This window comes from Salinibacterium sp. SWN1162 (assembly GCF_015864675.1).
GTDB lineage: Bacteria > Actinomycetota > Actinomycetes > Actinomycetales > Microbacteriaceae > Rhodoglobus.
Genome location: NZ_JADYWT010000001.1, coordinates 619,327 through 642,774 on the forward strand (window position 1 = coordinate 619,327; position 23,448 = coordinate 642,774).

Consider the following 23,448-nt stretch of genomic DNA (forward strand, 5'->3'; position numbering starts at 1 on the left):
GTCTTCTAGAATCAATCCATGAACGAGAAGCCATCACTGGCAGCACGTGCGGGTTCAGCACTGGGGCACGCCACTAGCTCCGCTGCGCACGGAACGCGCGAAGCGATCCGTAAGAACCCCAAGGCGAACCGCGTTTATCGCACCACCGTCGGTGTCGTGGGCGGAACGACCGTTGCGCTCGGTGTGGTGCTCATTCCACTACCTGGCCCCGGTTCCCTCGTGGCCATTGGCGGGTTGGCGCTTCTCGGTACCGAGTTTGAACCAGCGAAGAAGGCCAGTAATAAAGCAAATGCTCTGGCCCGCAAAGCGCTTGTCGCAGCTAATGAGAAGCGCAAGCGACGAGCGGCTCGGCGAGCCGCCGCCGCCGATGCCGCCGCCGATGCCGCCGCCGAGGCGGAGGCGGAGGCCGGGGCAGGGGCAGCTGAGGCTGAAGCCGCATCCACTCACCGGGCCGACGCCTAAAGCGTCATCGCCGGACTAAGGCCTGTGCCGCATCATGCAGGCACTCGACAAAAGCACCGGCGACTTTGTCGTCGTGACGGGCGGCGCGAACCGCGATAAGGCGAGACGTTGGTGATCCGGTGAGCGGAATTGCCACGATTGACGGCGGCAGCAGATGGCGCACCGATTCGGGCAGGATGCTCGTGCCGACTCCCGCCGCCACAAAGCCCAGTGCCGTCTCCTGATGCACGACCTCTTCGACGACGTTGATAACGCCGGCGGCGGCATTGAATACGGCAGAAACCCGGTCGACGTAGCCCGGCATGAGCGCTCGCGGATACGTGACCATCGGAATTTCGACAATCTCGTCGGCGGACACTTCGCTGCGATGCGAGAGTGGATGATCGGCCGGGAGGCAGGCGACCAAGAGTTCCTCGAAGACGACTTCGGTGATCAACTCGGTCGATGGGTCAGTGCTGGTGGGAAGCTCATCGCGAACAATGGCGACATCGAGAGTTCCCGCGAGGAGGCCAGCGATCTGTTCGCCCGACGTGAGCGGTCGAAGATCAAGGGTGACGTGGGGGCGACGGGCGCGAAACAGCTGAACCACCCCGGGCAGCACGGTGTAGTTCGCGGAGCTGACGAACCCGACGGTGACTCTGCCGGATAGCCCTTCTGCATACTCCCGCATCTCATCCTGAACCGTGTTCACGCTGCTCATGATGGACCGCGCGCTCGCTTGCAAATGAACACCGGCCGGGGTGAGCCTCACCGATCGAGTGCTGCGCTCGAACAGTGTCGTACCGAGTTCTTCCTCGAGACGACTCACTTGAACGCTCAGCGGAGGCTGCGACATGTGCAGTCGTTCGGCCGCTCGTCCGAAGTGGAGCTCGTCGGCTACGGCGAGGAAATAGCGCAGCTGACGAAGTTCCATCTCCGAATAATAGGCGGACAGTATTACCGGCATATTTCGGCAATATTACGAGTGTTTCGCTATCAATCCGGGGCAAAAACGGTATTGGAGGTGCGCGCAATATCTATGGATACTTTCCCTAACGCACCCCGATCCAAAGGACATTCCGTGACATCTTCCGAGCCGACCGAGACCGTACCCAGCACGCGAATCGACATGTTGTACCTGAGCGAGCCAGAAGTGATTGCCGCTGGAGTAAAAGACATGGCGCGCTGCATGGAAGTGATGGAAGAAGTGCTCGTCTTGGTCGCTAAAGGTGACTACCGCATGGCCGGCAGCTCGGCGAACTCTCACGGTGCCCAGATCAGCTTTCCCGCGTCGTCACCCTTTCCGGGGATGCCGTTGGATGCCGCCGACCGCCGCTTCATGGCCATGCCGGCCTACCTGGGTGGCCGCTTCGATACCGCCGGAGTCAAGTGGTACGGATCGAACATCGACAACCGGGAGCAGGGGCTGCCCCGATCCATTCACCTCATTGTTTTGAACGACAAGGTGACGGGGGCTCCTTTCGCGATCATGTCGGGCAACCTTGAGAGTGCCTATCGCACGGCGGCCGTGCCCGGTGCTGCGGCGAAAAAACTGGCCCCGGTCAACGCGAAGTCGCTCGGCATCATCGGTCCTGGCGCGATGAACAAGAGTGCGCTGCACGCGATGACCACCGCGCGTCCGACGCTCGACACGATCCGTATCAATGGTCGTCGACGTTCGACTTCGGAAGCTTTCGCGGCTTACGTTTCGCAGAACTACCCGCAGTTCACCACCATCGAGATCGCCGAAACGATCGAGGCTGCCGTTCGGGATTCCGACATCGTCTCAGAGGCTGTTACCGGTCTCGTCGGTTCGGAAAACTACCCCTACATCGACGGCGACTGGATCAAGCCCGGAGCATTTCTGAGCCTGCCCGCGAACCTCAAGATGGACAAGGAATACACCCTCTCTGGCAAAGCTCGCCTCATCGCTGACGCCAAGCCGATCTACGAAGCGTGGGCAGAAGAATATCCGGCCCCATCTCACGAGACGGCGTTCGGCATGATCGGGCTCTACTGGCAAGACCTCATCGACGCCGGCGACCTTGACGAATCTCGAGTCGTGAACATCGGCGATGTCTTTGACGACAGCGTTGCGGGTCGCGAATTCGACGAACAGCCGGTGTTGTTCAGCGTCGGCGGGATGGGTGTCGAAGACGTCGCGTGGGCAAAGACCGTCTACGATAACGCGCTCGAGCTTGGCATCGGTACGAAGCTCAACCTCTGGGATTCGCCCAACCTTTCGTAGCGACGAAACGGCAGAGCGCGGCGTCTCGCGCTCTGCCTCGTCAGCACCACGGCCGTATCGAACGCACGACCCGCACGACCTGCGTCACCCGTAAGGCCCGTGACACCTGCATGACCTGCATCACCTGCACCACCCCTCTGTGGCCCACCGCCCTGGTGTGCCCCCAACCCTGTGGAGTGAAAAGTGGATTCTGGAAACGTCGCCTGGATATTGACCAGTGCAGCACTCGTTGCGCTGATGATCCCGGGCCTTGCCTTGTTCTATGGCGGGATGGTCTCCTCCCGTCGCATTCTCAACATGATGATGATGTGTTTCGGCGGTGCAGCGCTCGTCGCCGTGCTGTGGGTCGCGTTTGGGTATTCCGCTGTTTTCGGGGACTCTCTCGGTGGCCTCGGTCTGCTCGGTGATCCTCTCGAGTTCGCCGGCCTCGACGCAGCCCTTATTGACGATCCGGATGCCGGCATCCCGCTCGCCCTCTTCGCTGCATTCCAGCTGCTATTCGCTGGGGTGACGACGGCGCTCGTGGCGGGGGCTGCAGCAGGCCGGATGAAGTACGGAGCCTGGCTCCTCTTCGCCGGCCTCTGGGCAACCTTCGTTTACTTTCCGATCGCGCACTGGGTTTTCGCTTTCGATAGCGACACCGCCTTGGGCGGCTGGATTGCCAACGCTCTCGGTGCCGTCGACTTCGCTGGTGGCACGGCCGTGCACATGAACGCCGGTGTCGCGGCGCTGGCGCTGGCGATCGTCTTGGGAAAGAGCAAGGACTGGGGCAGCCCGGTTCGCCCGCACAACCGGCCGCTCGTTCTCATTGGAGCGGGTCTGCTGTGGATCGGTTGGTACGGCTTCAACGCTGGATCCGCCCTTGCTGCCGGTAACGCCGCCAGCGTCGTCTTCCTCAACACAACGGTTGCTGCCTGTGCTGGTCTTCTCGGCTGGGCCGCTGTTGACCGACTTCGTCATGGAGCAGTAACCAGCCTCGGTAGCGCGTCTGGACTGATTGCGGCTCTCGTCGCCATCACCCCGGCGTGTGGCGCGGTATCACCGCTCGGTGCGATCGCGATCGGTGCGATTGCCGGTGTCGTCTGTTGCTTGGCTATCGAGTGGAAGTTCCGCCTCGGGTTCGACGATTCGCTTGACGTCGTCGGTGTTCACCTCGTGGGCGGCATCATCGGAACCCTTCTCATCGGTTTCTTCGCAACTTCAGCAGCGCCGAACGGTCGCGCTGGACTCTTCTATGGCGGCGGCTTCGAACTCCTGGGAGTGCAGAGCGTCGCTACCATCGCCGTGCTGGTCTACTCCTTCGCAGTGACCTGGCTAATTGCGAAACTGATCCAGAAAACGATCGGTCTCCGCATCTCTGAAGAGCACGAAATCACCGGCATCGATGAGCACCACCACGCCGAGCGGGCCTACGACGATGATGAGGTTGTTACCTCAGCACGGACCGTCTGACCATGGAACGCGGTGCCGCAATTCGCCCCGTCAGAGAGCTGCCGGCGACGCGCTGGCGGAACGGGCTCGGGATGACCCGACAGGTGGCCTCCTCGTCTGGCAGCGAACAACCCGACTGGCGCATCAGTATTGCGACGGTCACGGACGGCACCGCGTTCTCCACCTTCGACGGCTATGGCAGAGCGTTCACTCCGCTCGCCGCCGGTCGTATCTCCTTGCTGCAGGGCGGCGTTGAGCTATCACCGGATGCCGATGGTGCGGTGCGCTTCGACGGAGGCGTGGCCATCTCCGCGAGGGTTCGCGGAGGGGCGTCGCTGGCGGTGAATGTGATGGCTCGCACGGGCCTTCACGAGTGTTCGCGCTGGCGCACCGTGACCGGGGAGTTTGTCAACGACGACCCCAGTATTCGGGCGGTCATTCTGGCTGGCGGCGCTGTCTCGACCTTGGACGGCGTGAAGGTCTCAGCCCCAGCGGTGATTGAGCCCGGCAGTTTCGTGCAGTGCACTCGAGCGCGGTTTCTAGAGATCCACATTTGTTCGACTACCACCGACTCTTCCTTGAGACAGGGGCACCTCGCATGACCCGGATTATTGTTGTCGGCGCCGGCCTTGCCGGATCGGCTGCGGCCTGGCGACTCGCTCAGGGCGGTCACGACGTCACCGTTCTCGAACGCACGTCTCCCGCGAACGAGTACGGCAGCTCCCACGGATCGGCGCGGATCTTCCGTTTCGCCTACCCCGAGCGTTTCTACACCGAGCTAGTGGTGAAGTCGGCGAGTGGGTGGAGCGAGTTGGAAGCCGCGCATGGCTCCCCGCTCATCACGAGTACGGGCGCGGTCGACTACGGCAGCAGCCGCAATCCTGAAAAGCTTGCCGAGATTCTGGCAGCGTCAGGAGTCAGCCATGAGCTGCTCACAGCGAGCGAGGCCCGTCAACGCTGGAACTTCGCGTTCGACACCGCAGTGCTGTGGCAGCCAGGCGCCGGCGTGATCGATGCGGAACAGTCCGTGGAGGCGATGCTCGCTCAGGCGCAAATGCTGGGGGCTGAAGTGCGCGGTGACACCACGGTCACCCAAGTTCTCGCTACGAGCTCGGGCTACCGGGTCGCCACGGCGACGGGAGAATTCTTCGAGGCCGAACAGGTGGTGATCGCCGCTGGAGGCTGGCTGCCTGATCTGCTGGGCGATCTTGCGCTGCCCAGCAGCTTTCTGCAGGCGTTCCCCGCGCTCGAAGTGCGCCAAGAACAGGCCTTCCACTTTGAGTACCGAGACCGCGAAGTCGAATGGCCGACCTTCATTCACAAGACGGATGAGATCCAGGTCTACGGGCTACCGGGCGGGCGTGACGCCGACTTCCGCGGTCAGAAGGTTGCCGAATACAACGGCGGCAAGAGCATCCGCTCGGCAGCTCAGCACGATCGACAGGTGGATCCGGCTAATCGTCGGCGAGTGGTCGAGTACGTCGAGCGGTACCTGCCCGGGCTCGTTCCCGAACCGTATGCCGAAACGACGTGCCTGTTCACGAACACCCCCAACGAGGACTTTGTCATCGATCGGGTCGACGGCATCACGATCCTCTCGCCGTGCTCCGGTCATGGGGCCAAGTTCGCCCCGCTGATCGGTGAACTCGCGGCCGCGCTCGTCGCGGGGGAGTCCGTTCCGAGCCGTTTTCGCCCCGGCCTCCGTGCCGCAATCTAACAAAGCGAGATTTTCATGAATGACATCGACGCAGTCTCCCCCGTCGCCGCACCGCACGCTCCCAGCACCGATACGGTTCCTGGCCTCCTCGCTGAGATTGAAGCAATCGGGGCCGATCGTCTGCGTGGCGGTTACTCGCGTCCGGTCTTTTCGGCAGCGGAACTCGAGCTGCGTGAGTGGTTCATCGCGCACGCCACTAAGCGTGGCCTCGACGTTGAGATCGATCCCGTCGGCACGATTCGCGCGTGGTGGCACACGCCGTCTCGGACGATGACGGGTGCTGTGCTGACGGGCAGTCATCTCGATTCCGTTCCTGGCGGTGGGGCGTTCGATGGTCCGCTCGGGATCGCGTCGGCACTGGTCGCGGTCGATCTCCTCCGCGCTCGCGGTTTCGTTCCTGAGAAGCCTCTAGTCGTTGCCGCCTTCCCTGAAGAGGAGGGTTCCCGGTTCGGCGTCGCGTGCTTAGGCTCACGGCTACTGACCGGGGCCATCACTCCGGAGCGCGCGCTCGCTCTTCGCGATAACGACGGCGATACCTTCGCTGAGGTGCTCACCCGCAACGGGTTCAGCCCCGAATTCGTCGGTCCCGATGTCGACGGCGTGCGTGCCTTCGACTCTTTCGTTGAACTCCACGTCGAGCAGGGGCGCGCGCTCGTCGATCACGACGCGGCTGTAGCAATCGGCTCCAGCATTCTGGGCCACGGGCGGTGGCGTGCCAGCATCCGTGGTGAAGGCAACCACGCGGGAACCACGCTGATGAGCGATCGGCGCGACCCCATGGTTGCTGCCGCGCGCGCTATCCAGACCATTCGGGATGCTGCGCGAACGACGCCGGATGCACGCGCCACCGTTGGTCGGCTGCAACCGGTGCCGGGCGGCACGAATGTGATTGCGTCACGGGTCGACTTCTGGATCGATGTTCGCCATCCGGATGATGTGGTCACCGCTGCGCTCGTGGAGTCGATTCGGAATGCTCTAGCGCTGATCGCGGCTGAAGAAGGATGCGAGGCAGAACTCACCGAGGAGTCCTTCAGCGCGACCACGCACTTCGATACCGCGCTGCGCGGCACGCTCGAATCGTTGCTCCCGGATGCGCCCGTGCTCGATACCGGTGCTGGTCATGACGCTGGCGTTCTCGCCTCTTTGATTCCGACCTCGATGCTTTTCGTGCGCAACCCCACCGGCATCTCTCATTCGCCAGAGGAGTACACCACCGACCTCGATGCGCAGCTGGGCGCCGAGAAGCTCGCCGATGTGCTGCAGGGGTTGCTTGTGGCGTAAAAGTTGCACGACTCGGCTGGCTGCTGGCTGCTGGCTGCTAGCGGCTGCCGGCGCGCTGTTGCCAGCTCGCTACTCCAGTGGTACCGGCGCGGACTCAGCGTGCAATCGCACCGAGCACAGCCGCCAGGCGCGCCGGAAAGTTGTCGGGCACCGCGGCGGGCAGCGCATTGGTGGGAAACCAGCGCACGGCTTCGCTTTCGTCGCTGACCGCGACAGCATCATCCGGGGTGGCGAAAGCGACGAAGCCGACATCCCAGTGGGCGGCGCACGCGAAGCCGCGGTGCAACTCGTGACGGTCGAGATCGACGATGGCGTCCGAGCGAAGGGTGAGGCCTGCGATGCCGGATTCTTCGCGCGCTTCCCGCAGGGCGGCATCCGCGACCGACGCATCCTGGGGTTCGAGGTGTCCGCCGAACTGCACCCAGAACTGCCCCTTGCGGTGAAAGCACAGGAGCACGTTCTCGAAGTCGGGGGAGAACACGAAGCAGGAGGCGGTGACGTGTTCGGGGCCGCCGTCGCGCTGCAGGGCATCTGCTCCACCGGCAGCGACGAAAGCGAGGTAGCGCTCGCGGGTGGGAGACGCAGGAAGGGCGGCCAGGTCGGTCAGAAAGTCATCGGCGATCACGTGACCATTATCCGTGGGCCGACTCGCGGTAGTGGGGTGAAGCTTCCTTCGCGAGGTTGAGGGTCGGTATTGGCCCACAAGCTTAAAGGTTTGCTGGGTAAAAACAGTTATTCGCTGTACAGTGAATAACATGAATTCCGGAGCAAAACGAGCCAGTGAAGCGGTCATCCGTGTGCTTCCGTCGCGCCTCGCCGCCTCTGTTCGCATCGTTGGCGACGAGGGTGCTCAGCTCGTGGTGGCGTGGGAGAGCCGCGACGTAGTGATCGCGCCTGTATGGGCAGGCCAAGGATTTCCGCGGGATTTGGAGCGGGCGCTCTACCTTCACAACGCGGAAGTGCCGCCCGACGTGGTGTTTGCCGCGAAAGAGTTCTCCGCTGGTGCGCGACAGATCTTGACCGAGAGAAACCTGAATTGGGCGGATGAAGCAGGCAACGCCTCGATTGTGCTGCCGGGGGGGATCTATATTTCGAGAGACGCCCCCACGCCAGTTCCCCAGAGAAACCGCGCTGAGGGGTGGACTCCCGCCATCGCGTCCGTTGCTGAAACTATCCTTTCAACCCTCTTGCGCGCTGGAAGTGATCCCACGCGCAGTGCGAGAGCGCTCCAGTCCGTTAACGCAATTGCGCAGAAGGCGCACCTTTCTGCCGGCCGGGTATCGGAGATATTGCGACAGTTTGATCGAACGGGCTACACCGAAAAGGTCGGTCCGCGAAGGGGACCCGGATCAGTGCGTTTTGTCGAAGATTCCACCCGGATGCTCAGCGACTGGGCCGCGTGGCACAGAGCGGTTCCGGTCGAGTCGACAGGGATGCACCTGCTCTGGGGCAGTCCGCGGGAGTTCGTTACGAGAAAGCTCGCGCCAGTGCTGGATTCGCGCGAGTGGGCAGTGACGGGCTGGCTCGCTGCGGACCTGATCGCACCCTTTGTCACCGAAATTCCCACAGTTTCTGTTTACGTAGACCGTGAGGTTTACGTAAACGAGCTCACATCGATCGCTGATCGCGTTGGACTGCGTCGAGTCGAATCTGGTCCGAGGGTAATTTTCATGCCCGCCGGACCGCAGGTTTTAGAAGCTTCTCACATGCTGGGTGAGATTCGCGCAGTCTCTCCGATTCGGCTGTATGGGGATCTACTCAAGCAACAGGGTCGTGGAGTGGATGCTGCCGAACACTTGAGGGAAACAACAATTGGCTGGTGAAAACGAGCGTACGTTGTCCGCTCGCGCGCTCGCTGAGGCTGCTCTTGCGGGTCTGATGGAGAGTATCGGGGACCACACAAAAGTCACCGTAATCGGCGGGATGGTCCCACAAACGCTCACATCGAGAAGCCCGACGCCGCATGTCGGAACCGCCGACATCGACATACTGCTTGACGTTGCTCCCCGCTATGACCGCGACGACGACGATTTCGGGTGGTTGCAGGTTGCCCTTGAATCAGCTGGCTTCACGAGAATCGAGCAGGGTGGCGGCTGGCGATGGCTCGTCAAGATTGAGGACAAGGCCGTGGTTGTCGAGTTCATGTGTGATGTTCCTGATTCTCAGGGACTCACGATCCTGTTACCGGGCGCACCGCAGGTAGCGGCACTCAATTTCGCAGGTCCGGCACCCGCGTTGCATGACGCCGTCGATATCCAGCTCAATCGCGGGCCTGGTTTGCCGGCAGTGCAGGTTCGATTCGCTGGACTCGGAGGTTATCTTTTGGCGAAGGCGACTGCTGTTGTGAGCAGGGGGCTCGATAAAGATTTCTATGATTTCGTATTCGTAATTCTGAACAACGATGGCGGCGGGCCGGCAAAGGCTGGGCAGGATGCGGCATCTGCGTTGCCCCAGCATCCGACCCACGATTACACCGAAACGATTCGCCAAGCAGTCTCGCTCTGTGGCGCGGCCGACGCCCGAGGAGTTGTGGCATTCGTTGGCGAGATGCAGGCGGCGGGCGACTCAACGCCTGCCGACATCCTTGCCCAAGATGCCGTTGCGGCGGTAGGTATGTTTTTCGAGGCGTACCTCGAAGGTCTGTAGAACTCACCGAGCGTAGTCGCGTGAACCCCCGATCGAGGCGAAACTAACTGTGTCGGGAATCCAGTCGTGGAACTTTGTCAGGCGCCGGCCGTAGTGTTCGATCATGACTTCTCATGATGAAACACAGAACGAACCGATTATGGATGGCGCTACCGAGGCTTCCGCAGCAGCAAAGCACGAGGGCAAGGAAGAGCAGGCCGCGGCCGACGCCACGCGGGACAGTGCGCTCGAAGACAGCGTGCGCAGTGTTCGGGCGCTCGGCGAAGATCGCACAGCCTAGCGCGACGCCGGCGCGGCCCCAATCGAACAGAAGTGTGGCGGTCGTCGCAATAGTGCAATAGGGTATCGGCATGTCGGATACTCACAACGAACGTGCCCTCGAAGATGACATCGTTACCGACTTCAGTAAGCGGATGTCGTACGGCTCGTATCTAGAACTCGACACGTTGCTGAGCGCGCAGACTCCGCAAAGCAAGCCCGAGCATCACGATGAGATGTTGTTCATCATCCAGCATCAGACCACGGAGTTGTGGCTCAAGCTCGTGATTCACGAACTCCTGTCGGCCCGCGAACTGATCGCGACCGACAACCTCTCGATGGCGCTCAAGCACATCGCCCGCGTCAAGCACATCCAGCGCACCCTCACCGAGCAGTGGTCGGTGCTCGCGACACTGACGCCGAGTGAGTACTCACAGTTTCGCGACTACCTTGGCAGCTCATCCGGGTTCCAGTCGTACCAGTACCGCGCGGTCGAGTTTCTGCTCGGCAACAAGAACGCGGGCATGCTGAAGGTCTTCGAAGCGCATCCCGAAGCGCATGCCCTGTTGAGCAAGTTGCTGGCCGAGCCGAGTGTCTACGACGAGTTTTTGCGTTACCTCAGCCGGCACGGCTACGAGGTTCCGGATGCCGTCCTCAATCGCGATGTCACCCGAGGGTACGAGCAAAACGATGACCTCATCGACACCTTCCGCCACATCTACGACAACGAAAGCGAACACTGGCTCGCCTACGAAGCGTGCGAAGAGTTCGTCGACCTCGAAGACAACTTCCAACTCTGGCGGTTCCGTCACATGAAAACCGTCATGCGCATCATCGGCATGAAGCGCGGCACCGGCGGCTCAAGCGGCGTCGGCTTTCTGCAGAAAGCGCTCGACCTCACCTTCTTCCCCGAGCTGTTCTCCGTGCGCACCGAGATTGGCCGCTCGTGAGCGCCGACCCAGCCTCCGAACCTGCCCTCAGCGTCGACTACGCCGTCGACGGCTACTGGCTGCGCGAGTGGCACGGCCCCGCCACGGTGCGGGTGAGCCCCCACGGTATTCGACCGATTTCGGATGCCGCGACCCCGACCGCAGTGCGTCTTCCGGGAGTGCTACTTCCGGGCTTTCGCGACGCGCACGTGCATCTCGGGCTGACGGAGCCGCGCGCTCTCGTGGCGGGCGGTCTCGCTGCCGTCGACGACCTGGGTGGGCATCCCGATCGCCTTCGTGAGTGGGCTGGTGATGATGCGGTGCCGGCCGTGCACTATGCCGCGGCGTTCATTACGGCGCCGGGCGGGTATCCGAGCAATCGGGCCTGGGCGACGACGCTCGCGGTGGCTGAGGTCGAAACCGGCGAGCAGGCAATGGCGGCGGTCGCAGAGCAGCTCGCTGCCGGAGCCACATTCATCAAGGTCGCCCTCAATTCTGACGATGGCCCGGTCATCGACGATGACACCCTGAGCGCTCTCGTTGAGCACGCGCACAGCCGCGGCGCCGAAGTGGTGGCCCACGTGCAGGGTGTCGGCCAGGCGCAGCGTGCATTCGTCGCCGGAGCCGATCGCCTCGCCCACACGCCGTGGACCGAGAAGCTTAGCGACGCTCTGATCGCCGAGATGGTGCAACCGAATTCCCGTTTTCTTGCTGGCCGCCACTCGTGGATCAGCACCCTCGACATCCACGGTTATGGCCAGCGTGGCCGCGATTTTGCGACCGCGAGCGACAACCTGAGCCGCTTCCATGCCGCCGGCGGCACTGTTCGCTACGGCACTGATCTCGGCAACGGTGACCTTCCTCCCGGGCTGAACGAGCGCGAGCTGACCGCGCTGCAGGATGCGGGCGTGCGCTACGACGCTCTCTTGCGGGCTCTCTGCTTGCCCGGATTCGGCAGCACCGTGAGCTACCTGCCGACCGTGCCGCGGGCGGATGCGAATCTCGCGTCGTGGCTGATGACCGCCACCGTCGTGACCGCGCGCGAATTGCTGCACCCCGAGTTTGCTGCCAGCGCAGCACGGGTGGCCGCCACGAACTACGGCGGCGACGAGGCCGTTTCTGCCGCCACAACTCCCATCCCGACCGCCTGGAGGATCGACCTATGACCGACACGACCGCACCTTTTGACACAAGCGCCGAAGCGGCGGCAGCCTTCGATGCCGCCGATCCGCTCAAGCAGTACCCGGCCAAGTTCGTGCGCTCCGCCGAAGTGCAGGCGTACCTCGACGGCAACTCGCTCGGGCGACCCACCACTGCGAGTGCCGCCCGCCTCGCCGAGTTCGTTGACGAACAGTGGGGCGGCCGCCTCATCCGCGGCTGGGACGAGTCCTGGTACGAACTGCCCTTGACCCTCGGCGATCGTCTCGGCGCTGCAACGCTCGGCGCGGCTCCCGGCCAAACCTTCATCGGTGACTCGACCACTGTGGTGCTCTACAAGCTGATCCGTGCCGGCCTCAGCGCCCGCCCCGACCGCAGCGAAATCGTCATCGACACCGGCAACTTTCCGACTGACCGCTACCTCGTCGAGGGCATTGCGGCCGAACTCGGTAAGACCTTGCGCTGGATCGATCCCGCGAGCGACGGGGGAGTCACCGCTGACGAGATGAAGGCCGCCCTCAACGAGAACACGGCGCTCGTCGTGATCAGCCACGTTGCCTACCGTTCGGGCCATCTTGCCGATATGCCTGGCATCACTGCGCTCGTGCACGAAGCGGGCGCTCTCGTGCTCTGGGATCTCTGCCACTCCGCGGGAGTCGTCGAGACTCAGCTCGATGACTGGGGCGTCGACCTTGCCGCTGGCTGCACGTACAAATACCTCAACGGAGGCCCGGGCTCCCCAGCCTTCGGCTACGTGCGTGCCGAGCACATCGAGGCCATGACCCAGCCGATCCAGGGGTGGATGGGCAGCAACACCCCCTTCGAAATGGGCCCCGGTTATGCGCCCCACGACGGCATTCGTCGCTTCATCAGTGGCACGCCCTCGATCGTCGGCTCGCTCGCGATGCAAGACATGCTCGGGCTCATCGAAGAGGCCGGCATCCCCGCGATCCGTGCCAAGTCGATCGCGCTCACCGAATACGCGCTGGCGCTCATCGACGAACTGCTCGTGCCGCTCGGCGTCACCCTCAGCTCGCCGCGGGATGCCGCCGAACGGGGCAGCCACGTCACGATCGACCACGAGAGCTTCGCCGCCGTGAACGCCGAACTCTGGAAGCAGGGGATCATCCCTGACTTCCGTCGACCCCACGGCATCCGTCTCGGATTATCGCCGCTCTCGACAACCTTCGCCGAAGTTCAGTTGGGTATCGCCGCCATTCACGAGCAGCTCACCCAGTAATCGCCCGTGATTCTGGATGACTTCGACTCCCGCCCGGGGAGTGCGACCTCGCTACTGCGCACCTTTGTGGGCTCGCAGCTGCGTCAGCTCGGGGGCTGGATCTCGTCGGCGCATCTCGTACGCATTCTCGAGGCGCTGGGAGTACCGGCCAATGGCGCTCGCAGCGCCATCGCACGAGTGAAATCCAAGGGGCTCCTTGTGCCAGAAATGGCGCTCGGCCAGCAGGGCTATCGGGTGAACCTCGAAGCCGTGCCGATGCTTGAGAGTGGCGATCGCCGCATTTTCAACTTTCGCCAGCAGCGCGAAGCTGACCAATGGTGTCTCATCTCGTTTTCCATCCCGGAGTCGCGCCGGGATGCCCGCCACCAGTTGCGGCGTCGTCTCGGCTGGATCGGCTGTGGCACCGTCGCGACCGGGCTGTGGATTTGCCCCGCCCATCTCAAAACAGAGGTCTTGGGCATCCTCAACGACCTTGATCTCAGCGACTGCGCGACGCTCTTTATCGCCGGTCGCCCCGAAGCAAATCGCTCGTTTGCGGATGCCGCAGCCGAGTGGTGGGACTTAGACCGCTTACGTGAACTACACGACCGCTTTCTCGCGCAGCACTCCGCTCTCGTCGGCCCCGCGTCGAGCGACGCCGAAGCCTTTGCGTGTTACATCCACGCGCTGGATCAGTGGAGGGTCATCCCGTACCTCGACCCCGGGCTACCGAATTCGGCGCTTCCCGCGGACTGGCCGGGGCAAGCGAGCCTCGATCTCTTCGGCCGCCTTTCGCGCTCGCTCGCGGCGCGGGCCCACGCTTTCGCCCGCTCCAGCGGAAGGTAGCTTCGCCCCTCCCTCCCGCGCCGCACGCACGCGACACTGATCAACCGCGCACAATAACAATGGGTTACGCGCACATGAGCAATCCGTTTAAAACCTTGGAATGAGCTGTGTGCGCGGCTATCGTCTGTCATACCCCTATTGGGGGTAGACCGCCGATTTCACTATTCATAAGGGGACTGCCCGCTATGCATCCACGAAGTAGCCGGCCACTGCGATTCGCGATCGGGGCTCTTGCCACGTCGTGCGCTATCGCATTGACCACAATCACAGCTCCGGCCGCCCTGGCCGCCGAAGTAACAGCAACTATCGCCGACGTTCAAGGCACTTCCGCCGCGAGCACCATGGTCGGCAACACCGTCACCGTCGAGGGCGTTGTCACCGCTGACTACCGTGGGGCTTCTGGCTACCGCGGGATCGTCATCCAGACTCCGGGATCGGGTGGCGAAACCGATGCCACGCCGGGCGCCTCCGATGGAATCTTTGTCTATCTCGGCAGCGCGAACCCCGCCGTCTCTCTCGGAGACAAGGTCACCGCTACCGGCACCGTCGACGAGTACTTCGGGCTGACTCAGCTCGGTTCGGTCTCTGCAGTCGAACTGGTCACGGCCGCAGCTGACCTCGACCCGGCTGACCTCGTTCAGGCATCCGCTCTCGACGCCAGCGTTGTTGGCTCCGACCGCGAGTCCCTTGAGTCGATGCTCGTCACTCCCACCGGCGACTACCTCGTGAGCTCCAGCCACCAGCTGTACAACTACGGCACCCTCTGGCTCAGCCCAGAAGAGCTCGCTGTCAAGAGCACCGAGACTACGGATGCCGGAGCCGACGCCGATGCGATCGCCGCCGCTAACCGTGCCAGCCGCATCTTCCTCGATGACGGCTACAGCAGCCAGATCTCGTCGAGCTCGCACCCCGGTGAGCAGCCGTACTTCTCGGCCGACTCTGTCGTGCGCAACGGTGACACCGTTGAGTTCCCCGCAAACCCGTACGTTCTCAGCTATGGCTTCGACGACTGGCGTTTGCAGCCGACCATCGCCATCAACGACTCGAGCCCGGCGGAATACCGCCCCACATTCGAGTCCACGAACCCGCGTGAAGAATCGGCGCCTGTTGTCGGCGGCGATTTCAAGGTTTCGGCCTTCAACGTCTACAACTACTTCACCACGCTGAAGAGCGAAGATTCGGATGCTCGTGGCGCTGCCACTGCTGAAGAGTTCGCTATCCAGCAGTCGAAGATCGTCGCGGCTATCAACTCGCTCGACGCGGATGTCGTCGGCCTGATGGAGATCGAAAACTCCATCAAGCTGGGCGGAAACCTCGACGAAGCGCTCATGGATCTCGTCGGTGCGCTCAATGCTGCTGCCGGGGCAGGAACGTGGGACTACGTTCGCACGCCTGCAGCGCTCAACGATGCTGCGATCACCGACTTCATCACGAACGCGATCATCTTCAAGCCTGCTGCGGTCACCCCTGCGGGCGACAGCTTCACGCAGGTTGACGAGACCGTCTGGGACATCGCGCGCGAGCCGATCGCTCAAACCTTCGAGTCGAACGGCGAGCTCATCACGGTGATTGCTAACCACTTCAAGTCGAAGGGTGGTTCGGGAACCGAGCCGACCGATGGCCAGGGCTACTTCAACGTGGAACGCGTTGAACAAGCGAACGCCGTCAAGGACCTCGTTGACTCGATCGCTGCAGACGAGACCAAGAGCGAGAATGTCGTTCTTCTTGGTGACTTCAACGCCTACTCCGAAGAAGACCCTATCCAGGTCTTCACCGAGGCCGGCTTCGTTGACACTCTCGCCGCTGAAGGCGACAACGAGTACACCTACAGCTTTGATGGTGAACTGGGGTCGCTCGACCACATCATCGTCTCGCCCTCGCTCGCTGAGCACGTGACTGATGCTGCTGTCTGGAACATCAACTCGCCCGAGTGGTCTGACCGCGGCTACGCCTTCGGTGCCGCTGAAGCGGGAACGGTCTTCCGTTCGAGCGACCACGACCCGATCAGCATTGGCCTCAGCACTGAGGCTGCGCCGGTCGAGATCGAGATTCTCACCACGAACGACTTCCACGGTCGTATCGAAGCGGGCAGCGGCATCCCCGGCGCAGCAATGCTCGCGGGCATGGTTCGTTCGTGGGAGTCGCAGAACCCCAACACCACGTTCGTCGGTGCCGGTGACTTCGTCGGAGCCACGACGTTTACCTCGTTCATCCAGAACGACCAGCCCACGATCGACGTGCTCAACGAAATCGGACTCGACACGAGTTCGTTCGGTAACCACGAGTTCGACCAGGGCCGTGCCGATGTCGACGACCGCATCTTGGATGCCGCCGACTGGCCTTACCTTGCGGCGAACATTTACGACCGTGAGACCAACGCTCCCGCGTACGACGAGTACTTCCTTCAGGAGTTCGAGGGCGTCAAGGTTGGCTTCATCGGTGCGATCACCGAAGACCTCAACGAGTTGGTTAGCCCCGAGGGAATCGCTTCGCTCGAAGTTCGCGGAGTTGTCGAAGAAGTTGACCGCGTAGCGGACTATCTCACTGATGGAGACGACTCCAATGGTGAAGCAGACGTTCTCGTGCTGCTGATTCACGAAGGTGCGGCATCCACTGATATCGCCGCTTCGATGGATGACTCGGCATTTGGTCAGATCGTCACCGACGTTAGCCCCAAGATTCGGGCGATCGTTTCTGGACATACTCACCTGGCCTACGACCACGAGATTGCGGTCGACGGCATGGATGACCCGCGCCTGGTGATTTCTGCCGGCCAGTACGGTTCGTACTACGGTCACTTCGACCTCAACGTCGACCCGGCCACGAAGGAGATCATCGACTTCGACGCTGAGGTTCTACCGATCGAGGGCTTCGAGCCGGATGCTGCAGTGCAGGCAATCGTCGACGAAGCGACCGCAGCGGCTGCCGAACTCGGCAACGCTTCAGTCGGTGAGATCTCCGAGAGCATGTACCGTGCGGTGCAGACTCCGACGGCGGCAGCGCCGTTCCCCGAGAACCGCGGTGGAGAGTCGACCCTCGGCAACTTTGTTGCTGACGTTCAGCTCTGGGCAGCATCCGATTCAGATGCCGAGATCGCGTTCATGAACCCCGGTGGTTTGCGCACCGACCTCGTGTACGAGTCCTCGAATGAGAATGACCCCGATGGCAACGTCACGTACCGCGAGGCCGCGAATGTGCAGCCCTTCGGCAACACGCTCACGACGATGTCGCTGACGGGTGCTCAGATCAAGTCGGTGCTCGAAGAGCAGTGGCAGCCCGCTGGCGCCCAGCGTCCGTTCCTCAAGCTCGGTGTTTCGGAGGGGCTCACGTATTCGTACAACCCCGCCGCAGCGCAGGGTGAGCGAGTGACCGCGATGTACCTCAACGGTGTCGCCGTGGATGTTGCAGCCAGCTACACGGTGGTCGCTAACTCCTTCCTCGCAGCCGGTGGCGACAACTTCGCCACCCTTGCCGAGGGTACGGATCGCGCCGACAGCGGCCGCGTCGACCTGCAGTCCATGGTCGAGTGGTTCGAAGAGAACACGGTTGCTAACCCGCCGCTCGAACAGCGCGCCATCGGTGCTGTTGTTTCGGCTCCGGATGCCGACGGTTACAACCCCGGAGACGACGTCACCCTCGACCTCTCGTCGCTCACCTTCAGCCGCGGCGGCTCAGACGCCACCACGGTCGAGGTTTCGGTTGATGGCGACGTGCTCGGTTCGGCAACGATCGACCGCACCATCGTCGACACCACGGATGAGCAGGGTCGCGCTAGCGTGACCGTTACGATCCCCGCCGGCGTACCTTCGGGCACGCTCGCGCTGACCGTCACGGTTCCGGGAACGGATACCGCTGTTGTCGTTCCGATCGAGGTTGCGACCACGGCTGAGGTCATCGAGAACACGAAGGCCCCGGGCATCCGCGGCAACGTTCAGGTGGGCAAGACCGTCAAGGCCACGAACGGCAACTGGAGCGTGAAGTCACCGGACTACAGCTACCAGTGGCTGCGCGATGGTCAGCCGATCACTGATGCGACCGACAGCCGTTACCGCATCACGACCGACGACATCGGTACCGAACTGAGCGTGCAGGTGACTGCAAGCAAAGACGGATACGCGGATGGCGTGGCTGAGTCCGACGCGCAATCGGTGGAGAAGATCTCCTCCAGTGTTCGTTCGAGCCTCTCCTCCTGGTTCGTCTGGGGTAACCGCTCCGTCACGGCGGATGCCAGCGTCTCGGTCGGCAAGGATGGCACGACCGCTGGCGAGGTGACCTTCTATGACGGTCGCACCGCCGTCGGCACGAGCACGGTAGACAAGCGCGGCAATGCCTCGCTGAAGCTGCCGAAGCTCAGCCGTGGTATCCACTTCATTACGGTCGAATACTCCGGTAACGACACGGTGGAGTCGAGCTCTAGCTTCCCCCGACTGGTGTTCGTCTTCTAGATAACACCCGGCAGCTAGCCACATAATGCGAAGAGGGTCCCGCGCTGCGGGGCCCTCTTTCGCGTTGCGCCTGTTACAGAATTTTCCAGATTGATGAAATAAAGTTGGCCCGCTGATTGCTACTAACTATGGTGAGCAAGCTCCCATCGATCTCCAACCTGCGAAGGAACCCCTGAATCATGGCTAGTCGTATCTATAAGAACGTCACCGAACTTGTCGGCAACACTCCTCTGGTTCAGTTGAACTCAGTAACGGATGGTGCTGGCGCTACGGTTCTCGCGAAGCTTGAATTCCAGAATCCCTCGGCCAGCGTTAAGGACCGCATCGGTGTTGCGATCATCGACGCCGCTGAGAAGGCCGGCGCCTTGAAGCCCGGCGGCACCATCGTCGAGGGCACCAGTGGTAACACCGGCATCGCACTCGCCATGGTTGGTGCTGCCCGCGGTTACCGCGTTGTACTCACGATGCCCGAGAGCATGAGCAAGGAACGCCGCATGTTGCTGCGCGCCTTCGGTGCCGAGCTGGTTCTGACCCCCGCCGGCGAAGGTATGCGCGGCGCAGTTGAGAAGGCTGCCGAGATCGTTGCCAACACCGAGGGTGCTGTCGCCGCTCGCCAGTTCGCGAACGCCGCCAACCCCGCCATTCACCACGCCACCACGGGCCCCGAAATCTGGAACGACACCGACGGAACGGTCGACATCTTCGTTGCCGGCATCGGAACCGGTGGAACCATCACGGGTGCGGGTAGCTTCCTCAAGGAGCAGAACCCCGAGATCAAGGTCGTCGCGGTTGAGCCTGAAGAGTCGGCCATCCTCAATGGCGGCGCTCCTGGCCCGCACAAGATTCAGGGAATCGGCGCCAACTTCGTGCCCGAGATTCTTGACCGCGATGTCTACGACGAGGTTCTCGACGTCAATATCACGCAGTCGGTCACCATGGCTCGCCGCCTTGCTGCCGAAGAGGGCATCCTCGCCGGTATCTCCTCAGGAGCAACCGTTCACGCCGCTCTCGAACTGGCCAAGCGCCCCGAGAACGCCGGCAAGACCATCGTCGTGATCATCGCGAGCTTCGGTGAGCGCTACCTGTCGACTCTTCTGTACGAAGACCTCGTCGACTAAGACGTTTCGCCTCAATCGCTGATCGCTAACCACCACTAACGACGGATCTCCCTATTGTTTGCTCGAACTCGTGAAGACATTGCTGCTGTGCGCCGGCGCGACCCGGCTGCCCGCGGCTCCTTCGAGATCTGGCTGACCTATTCGGGAATGCACGCCGTGTGGGGCTACCGGTTCGCACACTGGTTGTGGACCGCGCGGGCATTCTTCCTTGCCCGCGTGGTCTCCCAGTACGTTCGTTTCTTGACGGGCGTAGAGATTCACCCCGCCGCCGAACTTGGCCGCCGCGTCATCATTGATCACGGCTCCGGTGTCGTTATCGGCGAGACCGCCATCGTGGGCGACGACGTTCTCATCTATCACGGCGTAACTCTCGGCGGCACGAGCTCGGAGGGCGGCAAGCGCCACCCCACGCTCGGCAGCGACATCGTTGTGGGCGCGGGTGCCGCGATCCTGGGCAACATCACGATCGGTTCCGGATCCGTCGTGGGTGCTGGCGCCGTTGTCGTAGCGGATGCTCCCGCCGACTCTCTCCTCGTCGGAGCTCCCGCGGTCGCGCGCCCGAAGCGCGGCACCAAGGCCCCCGTCGACGACTTCGGCTACACCGACCCCGCGATTTACATCTAAAACACCCCGCGATCTACATCTAGCAGCCCGCTAGTCCGTCATCGACGGAGGCGACCAAGGTACTCACGATCTGGCGCAACAGTAAGTTATGCTCAGCGTTATGGTGACTACAGAGCTGCTGCCCGCTGATCCCGAAGTTGGCGGCATCGTCGTCACGAATGTTGCTCGCTCCTTCGGTGATGTCCATGCGGTTAGAGATGCAAGTTTCGTCGCCGTGCCCGGAACGGTTACTGGCCTCATCGGTCCCAATGGTTCGGGCAAGACCACGCTCATGCTCATGCTGGCATCGTTGCTTAAGCCGGATGCCGGCAGCATCCGCATCGCCGGTTACGACCCCTTCGGTGAGACGGCCGAGGTCCGTTCGCGGTTGGGGTGGATGCCCGACGTGCTGGGATCGTGGGCGACGATTAGCGTGCGCGACACCTTGACTTACGCGGCGCGCATGTACGCGATGGACAAATCCACGGCGGCGGCTCGAGCAGCGGAAATTCTCACGCTTGTTGATTTGGGCGATCTCGCCGACAGCCCGACCCGCGTTCTCTCGCGAGGGCAGAAGCAACGGCTCAGTCTTGGCCGTGCACTCGTGCATGACCCTGCAGTGCTGTTGCTCGATGAGCCTGCTTCGGGCTTAGACCCGGTGGCGCGCGCACATCTACGCACCCTCGTCCGTCGGCTTGCCTCCGAGGGCAAGACCCTTCTCGTCTCGAGTCATGTTCTTTCCGAACTCGATGAAATGGCGGATGGCGCCGTTTACCTATCGAAGGGCGTCACGGCATCGGCGGAGGCGCTGGCGCGCAGTCGCGCCACGGCTCGACCCTGGCGCATCCGCTCGAGCGACGTGGCGGCGCTGCGGGCAGCACTCATTGCGGACGGCATCGCGGATGAAGCGATTGCGACCGATCGTACTGACCTGCTCGTTGCGATCGACGGCGAAGCGGCAGCATCCGAACTTCTTGCTCGACTGGTCGGGGCAGGCGTTGCGATCAGCACGTTTGCGCCCGCTGTGGGCGATCTCGAACATGCCTTTATCGACTTGAGCTCGGCGGAAAGCAAATGAGCCCGTTCATCTCCGGCGTCGGAGTGATTCTTTCCCTCTCGCTTCGCCAGCGCGTGCGTACGAGGAGCTGGTACATCCTTCTTGCCGTCTTCGTCGCGCTCATCTTGATCGTGACGGTACTGCTGTCGTTCGCCCTCTACGGATTCGGCAGCGTAGACAACGGCGCCGCGGGGGTGTACTCCACCGTCATCTATTTCGTTCTGCTGTTGGGTACGCTCGTGGCACCTGCCTTGAGCGGCAACGCGATTAATGGCGATCGGGATGCCGGCACTCTCGCCACCACTCAAGTGACGCTCATCACCACCGGCCAACTGATCGTGGGCAAGTTTCTTTCAGCCTGGATCACGGCGCTCGCGTTTTTGGCGGCCGCTATCCCGTTCCTCGTCTACGCAGCTCTTGCTGGCCAGCTTCGCGCGAGCACCATCATCGTGTCGATCGTCGTGCTTGCAGTTGAACTGGGCGTCGTTGCCGCGGTCGGAGTGGGGCTTTCGGGGCTCCTGTCGCGCCCGCTGTTCTCCATCGTCGTGACGTATCTGGTCGTAGCGGCGCTGAGCGTTGGCACGATTATCGCCTTCACTCTTGGCGGGCTGGCACTGCAAACTACCGCGACTCAGACCGCAAGCTACGGCATGGAATACGACAGTTCCGGCAAGATAATTTCGTGTTCGGAGCCCGAAGAATATGACTACCAAACGCCACGGTTCGACCTGTTCTGGGGTGCGCTCGCGGCAAACCCCTATGTGATTTTGGCGGATGCCGTGCCGACGACATACGACTCGAACGATCAGCCGACAGACCTTTTCGGCTATTTCAAGTTGACCACCCGCATGGCTCAAATTCCGCAGGACTACGGTTACGCCAACACCTGCGTCGTCGGAGAGTTCGATCAGTATCCCGATTCCCCGACCGCACGTAGCGTAATGGAGTCCACCACTCCGAGCTGGGCCGTGGGTCTCGCAACCTATCTCGTGCTCGCTGGGGCGCTGCTGATCGGCGCCTGGGCTCGAACCAAGACTCCGGCGGCAAAGCTGAGCCGCGGTAGCCGCATCGCCTAGACGACGCGGCCCTCGCGGGGTTAGCCCATCGTGTTAACGATGAGGCCGATGTGGGTGAAGAAGTTGAGCGCGCCGAACAGCAGGAATGCGACTCCGCCGAGAGCAAGGGCGATAGCCGTAACCCACTGAACCTTGGTGGGAGCGCTGCGGACGGCGAAGCTGCGGGTGGCAAACGGGAACAGCAGTGCTCCGAGGCCGACGAGCGCGAAGAGGCCCGACATGAAGATCGCTTCAACCCAGGGCCACTCGGCGAATGCACCAGAAATGGGCTCCTCGGGCGGGGCCGCAAAGAGCTGGAAGATCACTCCGGCGAACGCGATTGCTACGAGGGCAAGGCCGAGACCGAAGATAAGAACGCCGAGAGGCTCAGCGGTGCGAGCGATCGCGCGGGCGGCATCCTTGGATTCTTCGAGCACGGATGCGCGACGCCAGAGTACAAAGCTTGCGGCGAGAAGCAGCACGCCGAACGCGAGGCTGGGCTCGCCGAAGATGATGTTGTCGAAGGGGAAGTAGGCCGCGAAGGGCCACGTCAACGTCATGTGTGCGCCAGTCACGGTGAGAATGACGCCCAAGACTCCGAAGTTCACGGCATACCCTCGGAACTCCACGTCGGTTCCGGCCATGAGTTTGCGAGCAAACAACACGAGACTGAGCAGGCCTGCACCGGCAGCCACCGCCATGATCGTGTTGTAGGTCGGCATTTGCGTCCAGTCGATTACTAATCCTTGATCCATATCGCCAGTTAACACCTCACCTCGGTACTAGTCAAAGTTGCCCATTCTGCCGTTAAGTGCAACGCGGTCGCAGGCCTCAGGTCTCATTCCGGTTGCGGTAGACAACTCTGTAGCGCAAGCGCTTGCATAACGGTGCGCGCGTGACCTAGCGTGAGTCATGAACACGCTCTCTTGATCTCCACAAGCGGGTGAGTTCAGAGCTGCAGTTGTTCCCCCGCACGCTGCTCGGTCTGCGGGCAAA

General features: G+C 62.4%; 21 protein-coding genes. 18 read left to right on the top strand and 3 right to left on the bottom strand.

Annotated features, from left to right (window positions below; all coding sequences use genetic code 11):
* Positions 1–18 precede the first annotated feature (18 nt).
* Positions 19–462, top strand: a complete 444-nt coding sequence (locus tag I6E58_RS02860) for a PGPGW domain-containing protein (RefSeq protein WP_197130193.1) — start codon at positions 19–21, stop codon at positions 460–462.
* A gap of 4 nt (positions 463–466) precedes the next feature.
* Here the strand turns inward: I6E58_RS02860 and I6E58_RS02865 are convergent, their stop codons facing one another.
* On the bottom strand, positions 467–1,375 hold the full coding sequence (locus tag I6E58_RS02865; protein WP_197130196.1) for a LysR family transcriptional regulator: 909 nt from the start codon (positions 1,373–1,375) through the stop codon (positions 467–469).
* A 147-nt stretch (positions 1,376–1,522) separates the two neighbouring features.
* On the opposite strand from I6E58_RS02865, the gene I6E58_RS02870 reads away from it, so the two are divergent.
* The 5 genes from I6E58_RS02870 to I6E58_RS02890 all read left to right on the top strand — a co-directional run bounded on the left by I6E58_RS02870 (position 1,523) and on the right by I6E58_RS02890 (position 7,118).
* A complete protein-coding gene (locus I6E58_RS02870; RefSeq protein ID WP_307841942.1) occupies positions 1,523–2,689 on the top strand; it encodes a tyramine oxidase subunit B in 1,167 nt (388 codons plus the stop codon).
* Between the two features lie 183 nt (positions 2,690–2,872).
* Entirely contained in the window at positions 2,873–4,141 is a 1,269-nt protein-coding gene (locus I6E58_RS02875; RefSeq protein ID WP_197130200.1) for an ammonium transporter, read from the top strand.
* A 2-nt stretch (positions 4,142–4,143) separates the two neighbouring features.
* Positions 4,144–4,722, top strand: a complete 579-nt coding sequence (locus tag I6E58_RS02880; protein ID WP_255531450.1) for a HutD family protein — start codon at positions 4,144–4,146, stop codon at positions 4,720–4,722.
* Positions 4,719–5,837, top strand: coding sequence for an FAD-dependent oxidoreductase (locus tag I6E58_RS02885; protein ID WP_197130204.1), 1,119 nt, complete (start codon positions 4,719–4,721; stop codon positions 5,835–5,837). The genes I6E58_RS02880 and I6E58_RS02885 overlap by 4 nt, the downstream gene beginning before the upstream one ends.
* A gap of 15 nt (positions 5,838–5,852) precedes the next feature.
* On the top strand, positions 5,853–7,118 hold the full coding sequence (locus I6E58_RS02890; protein WP_197130206.1) for an allantoate amidohydrolase: 1,266 nt from the start codon (positions 5,853–5,855) through the stop codon (positions 7,116–7,118).
* Positions 7,119–7,212: 94 nt separating this feature from the next.
* Here I6E58_RS02890 and I6E58_RS02895 read toward each other — a convergent pair whose 3' ends face one another.
* Positions 7,213–7,743, bottom strand: a complete 531-nt coding sequence (locus I6E58_RS02895) for an NUDIX domain-containing protein (RefSeq protein ID WP_307841946.1) — start codon at positions 7,741–7,743, stop codon at positions 7,213–7,215.
* Between the two features lie 130 nt (positions 7,744–7,873).
* Here I6E58_RS02895 and I6E58_RS02900 point away from each other — a divergent pair, with 130 nt between their 5' ends.
* The 12 genes from I6E58_RS02900 to I6E58_RS02955 all read left to right on the top strand — a co-directional run bounded on the left by I6E58_RS02900 (position 7,874) and on the right by I6E58_RS02955 (position 22,473).
* On the top strand, positions 7,874–8,941 hold the full coding sequence (locus I6E58_RS02900) for a type IV toxin-antitoxin system AbiEi family antitoxin (protein ID WP_197130208.1): 1,068 nt from the start codon (positions 7,874–7,876) through the stop codon (positions 8,939–8,941).
* A complete protein-coding gene (locus I6E58_RS02905; protein WP_197130210.1) occupies positions 8,931–9,764 on the top strand; it encodes a hypothetical protein in 834 nt (277 codons plus the stop codon). The genes I6E58_RS02900 and I6E58_RS02905 overlap by 11 nt, the downstream gene beginning before the upstream one ends.
* Positions 9,765–9,867: 103 nt before the next feature.
* Positions 9,868–10,044 (top strand): hypothetical protein, encoded by a 177-nt coding sequence (locus tag I6E58_RS02910; RefSeq protein WP_197130213.1) that lies wholly within the window; start codon positions 9,868–9,870, stop codon positions 10,042–10,044.
* Positions 10,045–10,114: 70 nt separating this feature from the next.
* Positions 10,115–10,972, top strand: a complete 858-nt coding sequence (gene kynA, locus I6E58_RS02915) for a tryptophan 2,3-dioxygenase (RefSeq protein ID WP_197130216.1) — start codon at positions 10,115–10,117, stop codon at positions 10,970–10,972.
* Positions 10,969–12,117, top strand: coding sequence for an amidohydrolase (locus tag I6E58_RS02920; protein ID WP_197130219.1), 1,149 nt, complete (start codon positions 10,969–10,971; stop codon positions 12,115–12,117). Before kynA ends, I6E58_RS02920 begins: the two co-directional genes overlap by 4 nt.
* The gene (locus tag I6E58_RS02925) at positions 12,114–13,349 is read left to right on the top strand and encodes a kynureninase (protein ID WP_129072354.1); all 1,236 of its coding nucleotides are present in this window, start codon (positions 12,114–12,116) and stop codon (positions 13,347–13,349) included. The genes I6E58_RS02920 and I6E58_RS02925 overlap by 4 nt, the downstream gene beginning before the upstream one ends.
* 6 nt (positions 13,350–13,355) lie before the next feature.
* The gene (locus I6E58_RS02930) at positions 13,356–14,174 is read left to right on the top strand and encodes a PaaX family transcriptional regulator C-terminal domain-containing protein (protein WP_197130222.1); all 819 of its coding nucleotides are present in this window, start codon (positions 13,356–13,358) and stop codon (positions 14,172–14,174) included.
* A 254-nt stretch (positions 14,175–14,428) separates the two neighbouring features.
* The gene (locus I6E58_RS02935) at positions 14,429–18,619 is read left to right on the top strand and encodes an ExeM/NucH family extracellular endonuclease (protein ID WP_231595128.1); all 4,191 of its coding nucleotides are present in this window, start codon (positions 14,429–14,431) and stop codon (positions 18,617–18,619) included.
* A gap of 179 nt (positions 18,620–18,798) precedes the next feature.
* Positions 18,799–19,737 carry a cysteine synthase A gene (gene cysK / locus I6E58_RS02940; protein WP_197130228.1) on the top strand — a complete coding sequence of 313 codons (939 nt, stop codon included), beginning with the start codon at positions 18,799–18,801 and terminating at the stop codon, positions 19,735–19,737.
* A 54-nt stretch (positions 19,738–19,791) separates the two neighbouring features.
* Positions 19,792–20,361 (top strand): serine O-acetyltransferase, encoded by a 570-nt coding sequence (gene cysE, locus I6E58_RS02945; RefSeq protein WP_197130231.1) that lies wholly within the window; start codon positions 19,792–19,794, stop codon positions 20,359–20,361.
* A 100-nt stretch (positions 20,362–20,461) separates the two neighbouring features.
* The gene (locus I6E58_RS02950) at positions 20,462–21,418 is read left to right on the top strand and encodes an ABC transporter ATP-binding protein (protein WP_197130236.1); all 957 of its coding nucleotides are present in this window, start codon (positions 20,462–20,464) and stop codon (positions 21,416–21,418) included.
* Positions 21,415–22,473 (top strand): ABC transporter permease, encoded by a 1,059-nt coding sequence (locus I6E58_RS02955; protein WP_197130239.1) that lies wholly within the window; start codon positions 21,415–21,417, stop codon positions 22,471–22,473. Before I6E58_RS02950 ends, I6E58_RS02955 begins: the two co-directional genes overlap by 4 nt.
* A 20-nt stretch (positions 22,474–22,493) precedes the next feature.
* On the opposite strand, the gene I6E58_RS02960 is transcribed toward I6E58_RS02955, so the two are convergent.
* The gene (locus I6E58_RS02960; protein WP_231595129.1) at positions 22,494–23,207 is read right to left on the bottom strand and encodes a DUF981 domain-containing protein; all 714 of its coding nucleotides are present in this window, start codon (positions 23,205–23,207) and stop codon (positions 22,494–22,496) included.
* Between the last annotated feature and the right edge of the window lie 241 nt (positions 23,208–23,448).

Coding starts and splice junctions, on each gene's coding strand:
- kynA (WP_197130216.1), top strand. CDS start 10,115: ATGTCGGATACTCACAACGAACGTGCCCTCGAAGATGACATCGTTACC.
- I6E58_RS02900 (WP_197130208.1), top strand. CDS start 7,874: ATGAATTCCGGAGCAAAACGAGCCAGTGAAGCGGTCATCCGTGTGCTT.
- I6E58_RS02950 (WP_197130236.1), top strand. CDS start 20,462: ATGGTGACTACAGAGCTGCTGCCCGCTGATCCCGAAGTTGGCGGCATC.
- I6E58_RS02860 (WP_197130193.1), top strand. CDS start 19: ATGAACGAGAAGCCATCACTGGCAGCACGTGCGGGTTCAGCACTGGGG.
- I6E58_RS02910 (WP_197130213.1), top strand. CDS start 9,868: ATGACTTCTCATGATGAAACACAGAACGAACCGATTATGGATGGCGCT.
- I6E58_RS02880 (WP_255531450.1), top strand. CDS start 4,144: ATGGAACGCGGTGCCGCAATTCGCCCCGTCAGAGAGCTGCCGGCGACG.
- cysK (WP_197130228.1), top strand. CDS start 18,799: ATGGCTAGTCGTATCTATAAGAACGTCACCGAACTTGTCGGCAACACT.
- I6E58_RS02885 (WP_197130204.1), top strand. CDS start 4,719: ATGACCCGGATTATTGTTGTCGGCGCCGGCCTTGCCGGATCGGCTGCG.
- I6E58_RS02890 (WP_197130206.1), top strand. CDS start 5,853: ATGAATGACATCGACGCAGTCTCCCCCGTCGCCGCACCGCACGCTCCC.
- I6E58_RS02865 (WP_197130196.1), bottom strand. CDS start 1,375: ATGGAACTTCGTCAGCTGCGCTATTTCCTCGCCGTAGCCGACGAGCTC.
- I6E58_RS02960 (WP_231595129.1), bottom strand. CDS start 23,207: ATGGATCAAGGATTAGTAATCGACTGGACGCAAATGCCGACCTACAAC.
- I6E58_RS02925 (WP_129072354.1), top strand. CDS start 12,114: ATGACCGACACGACCGCACCTTTTGACACAAGCGCCGAAGCGGCGGCA.
- I6E58_RS02955 (WP_197130239.1), top strand. CDS start 21,415: ATGAGCCCGTTCATCTCCGGCGTCGGAGTGATTCTTTCCCTCTCGCTT.